At 52.5% G+C, this 3,629-nt stretch carries 5 protein-coding genes and 1 riboswitch; of the genes, 2 read left to right on the top strand and 3 right to left on the bottom strand.

Annotated elements, in window-relative coordinates; all coding sequences use genetic code 11:
* Nucleotides 1-336 (bottom strand): hypothetical protein (locus VMT71_16670; GenBank protein HVN25604.1); only part of this gene is annotated, 336 nt, incomplete at its 3' end.
* A gap of 89 nt (nt 337-425) precedes the next feature.
* Here VMT71_16670 and VMT71_16675 point away from each other — a divergent pair.
* On the top strand, nt 426-1,211 hold the full coding sequence (locus tag VMT71_16675) for an alpha/beta hydrolase (GenBank protein HVN25605.1): 786 nt from the start codon (nt 426-428) through the stop codon (nt 1,209-1,211).
* A gap of 181 nt (nt 1,212-1,392) precedes the next feature.
* Here VMT71_16675 and VMT71_16680 read toward each other — a convergent pair whose 3' ends face one another.
* Nucleotides 1,393-1,776 (bottom strand): polymer-forming cytoskeletal protein, encoded by a 384-nt coding sequence (locus VMT71_16680; GenBank protein ID HVN25606.1) that lies wholly within the window; start codon nt 1,774-1,776, stop codon nt 1,393-1,395.
* Nucleotides 1,776-2,561: a M23 family metallopeptidase gene (locus tag VMT71_16685; GenBank protein HVN25607.1), complete on the bottom strand. Its 786-nt coding sequence runs from the start codon at nt 2,559-2,561 to the stop codon at nt 1,776-1,778. The genes VMT71_16680 and VMT71_16685 overlap by 1 nt, the downstream gene beginning before the upstream one ends.
* A gap of 167 nt (nt 2,562-2,728) precedes the next feature.
* Here VMT71_16685 and VMT71_16690 point away from each other — a divergent pair, with 167 nt between their 5' ends.
* Complete coding sequence (locus tag VMT71_16690) at nt 2,729-3,400, top strand: DedA family protein (protein ID HVN25608.1); 672 nt, start codon at nt 2,729-2,731, stop codon at nt 3,398-3,400.
* A gap of 94 nt (nt 3,401-3,494) precedes the next feature.
* Nucleotides 3,495-3,586, top strand: a riboswitch (cyclic di-GMP riboswitch).
* Nucleotides 3,587-3,629: the final 43 nt, after the last annotated feature.

Consider the following 3,629-nt stretch of genomic DNA (forward strand, 5'->3'; position numbering starts at 1 on the left):
AAGGAACACTTCATCAAAAATATGTAGTGTGGCAGCAGCGGTACCGCTCCGAATGCCGCGCTTGACGATGTAGTCGTCAGTAGCCAGGTACGCTTCCCTCAGCAATTCGCCGTAATCACTTTTTGTATAGACTGAACCGAAGCGCTTTGACTTCAAGAGTGATAAGAAGTGAGGAGTCAGCATTTCCGCAGAGACATCAGCAGCATTTCTCCCCGAGTGCCCGTCATACACCTCTGCGCTGAAGAGACCCTCTTCGCTTATGTCGTAAATGGCGTGAGCGTCTTCCATACTCGGGCGCAGGCCAATCTCTTGCGCTATTCCATATGATATGCTCAAGTGCCACCCCTAACGGTTGAAGCCCGGCCGCATGCGTACATAACCTTGCTTACTTTATCATATTTTAGTAGGATACGTAAGGTGGCGTCATGCCTGATTATACACCGGTCGATGTTTCACATCTCTTGAGCTACATCTTCTATCCTCGTCAGGATTTCACATCTCCGCCAGCGAATGCATTTGATCTGCTTGTTCCGGTAGAGCCAGGCGTCAATGTCTCATGCCGCTTTTACATTGGAGAGGAGCACTGGCCTCTGATCCTTTATTTTCACGGCAACGGTGAGGTCGTGAGCGACTATGATCACATCGCTCCCCTGTATAACCGGAAAGCATTGAACCTCGTGGTGTCAGATTACAGAGGGTATGGTGCGAGCGGTGGCTCTCCGACTCTCGGAGCGATTTCCCGTGACTGTCATGTGATATTCAAGGCAGTGAAGGAAGAAATTTCGCAAAGGAGACTCAGGGGCGGTCTCTGGGTCATGGGAAGGTCGCTCGGCAGCATCTCTGCAACCGAGTTGGCATGCCGCTGGAAAAATAAGTTCAGGGCTCTTATCATCGAGAGCGGTTTTGTAAGTATTCTTCCGGTCATGAAGCACATCGGCCTTTCCCTGCAAATGGATGACGTTGCGGATCGGATCATGGAGGAAGCACTGGCCATGGTACGGAACATAACGCTCCCCACGCTGATCATCCATGGCGAAGAGGATACGCTCGTACCAGTGGAAGAAGCGAGAAGGTTTTACGACAATCTGGGCAGCGCTGAGAAGAAGCTGCTCATTATCCCAGGAGCAGATCACAACGACATCATGTTTGCCGGCATGGATCAATACTTCGAAGCTATTCAGGCGTTCATCGCATCGACCTTGCAGACCTAACGTTCGTCTTAAGCTGATAAGATCGTGTCGGCGTGCATTCAAGAATAGCACCCACAGGCGGGTACCCGGTCGCTCAAACCCCGGCGAACGGAGGCGTACTGAAGCACGTCGGAGTGAGAAGGGGTGCAACACCCACTTGCGTGGGTACCCGGAAGCTATATGAATGAAGGCAAGTCGAAACTTATTTTTCGGGTGGTATCAGCGGAAGCACCGTCGATCGCTCGCTCTCGGCCGCCCTCAGCATATGTGAGCGCCCTTCAAAGAGACCGCCTTCTGCCACTGAAAGTTTTGATGTCGATATATCGCCGCGTACCTGTCCTTTGGGTGTTATCTCCACAGATTCGCTGCATCTGATCGACCCCTCCACTTTGCCGCCGACAGTTGCGCCTCTTGAGACTATATCTCCCCGTATCAGCCCCGATTCGCCGACGATCGTCCAATCCGCTTGAACATCCCCGTCGAAGGTGCCGTCTATTCTTACCGTGCCCTTTGACTGCAACTCTCCCTTCAAACTGGAATCGGGCCCGATTATTGTCGTCAAAGTAGTTTCCCTTTTTCCGAACATCACGACTTCTCCTCTAAGAATGAGATAGGATCTGTGGGGATGCCCCGCTTCCACACTTCGTAGTGAAGGTGAGGGCCTGTGGCGTTGCCGGTGGCTCCTGACAATGCTATCGTATCCCCGCGTCTCACCCTCTGCCCCACCTTTACCAAGTTATGCTTGTTGTGGGCGTAGGCAGTGCTGTAATCATGACCGTGCTCCACGACCACGATATTTCCATTGCCACCCACCCAGCCCGAGACGATCACGATGCCGTCGGCCGTGGCTTTCACTGGTGTACCCGAAGGCATCCTGATGTCCAGGCCTGAATGAAACGCCGGCTCGCCGGTTTGCGGCTTGGCCCTTTTTCCAAAGCCGGAACTCAGGGCGCCGGGCGCCGGCCACCCGACGGGCGTGGCAAAATAGGCATCCCTTTGTTCGCGCATGAATCGCTTGATCTCCGCGACAGAGGCCACCGCTTCTGCCACTTGCTTTCTCAGGAGTTCGAGGTCCGGATTGCCGGTTTCATTTGGATTGATCGCCTCGAGCACTCTTTTCTTTGATTTCAATGAAAAGAGGCGCCTGAACTCTTCCTCTGCAGTCTGAAGTGATGTCAGGGTGTGACGCATTTCAAAGAACTGGCTGGAGAAGTACGATAGTTTCCTGCTCATGTCGACATACTGCGCGGTCTGCACGCCCACGGAGAGGACATAAAAGGTGCCCAAGCCCCACAGAACAGGAATAGCGACAAGCACCGTCAGCGGCACCTTGAGACGCAGCAACCTGGACTTTGAATGAGGCACGATCATGATAGTCACAGGAATAAAAGCCCTTCGGAGTAATCGTCGAATTCTCATCATAGTCAGCGGTGATGTAGGTTAAATTGAATTTTCTGGTGGTAAGTTCCATTTGTAACACACCCCCCAAAACCTGTCCAGAAAAAAATGCGGGCCTCAAATCTTGTATTGGCAGCGGGATGATGCTATCTTTTGTCGCCGAAATGACAGAACTCTTCGCGTGGGCCATCAGTTTCATTCTCCATCTGGACAAGCACCTGGACATGGTCATACGGAGTTATGGCCTCTGGACACACCTCATACTCTTTCTCATTATTTTCTGTGAGACCGGTCTTGTCGTAACACCCATACTTCCGGGAGATTCCCTGCTCTTTGCCGCCGGTACATTTGCTGCTCTCGGCTCTCTGAGTCTGACCTGGATAGTCGTATCACTCTCTATAGCGGCGGTTGCGGGAGACACGGTCAATTATTGGATCGGCCATTTGGTAGGGCCCAAGGTATTCACCCGCAAGAAATCGCGATTCTTCAAACGCGAATATCTTGACCGCACTCACCGATTTTACGAAAAATATGGCGGCAAGACGATCATCATAGCGCGCTTCGTTCCCATTATACGCACATTTGCGCCTTTTGTTGCAGGTATCGGGAGCATGACCTACGCGCGCTTCATCGTTTACAACGTCGCAGGAGGGGTCGGCTGGATAGCCATCCTGGTGTTAGCAGGCTATTTGTTTGGCAACGTTCCGATCGTAAAGCGCAATTTCTCGCTTGTCATCCTCGCCATCATCTTAATCTCCATTCTGCCCGGGGTCATTGAGTTTGTGCGCCAGCGGCGAACCAGCACGTCCTAATTCCCGATTTCGGAATCTTGAACAAATTCTCGAGCCTCCCCCTAAGCCTTTAGGCTTATAAAGTTTCTCGGTAGAGGGACGATAACGAAAACGAACCTGAAAAGGGCAAACCATCCGAAAGGGTGGGACGCAAAGCCACGGGCCTAAGTTCTGCGACGTGCGGAATAGGGTAGCCGGGTTGCCAGGCGAGGCAGCACCTCTGTCGTGCTGGCATTCGCCGGCCAAAACA

It is taken from the genome of Syntrophorhabdales bacterium (assembly GCA_035541455.1).
Classification (GTDB): Bacteria; Desulfobacterota; Syntrophorhabdia; order Syntrophorhabdales; family WCHB1-27; genus JADGQN01.

What these genes read in the sequence shown, in the direction of transcription:
- VMT71_16685 (HVN25607.1), bottom strand. Translation starts at nt 2,561, where the DNA reads ATGATCGTGCCTCATTCAAAGTCCAGGTTGCTGCGTCTCAAGGTGCCG.
- VMT71_16690 (HVN25608.1), top strand. Translation starts at nt 2,729, where the DNA reads ATGATGCTATCTTTTGTCGCCGAAATGACAGAACTCTTCGCGTGGGCC.
- VMT71_16680 (HVN25606.1), bottom strand. Translation starts at nt 1,776, where the DNA reads ATGTTCGGAAAAAGGGAAACTACTTTGACGACAATAATCGGGCCCGAT.
- VMT71_16675 (HVN25605.1), top strand. Translation starts at nt 426, where the DNA reads ATGCCTGATTATACACCGGTCGATGTTTCACATCTCTTGAGCTACATC.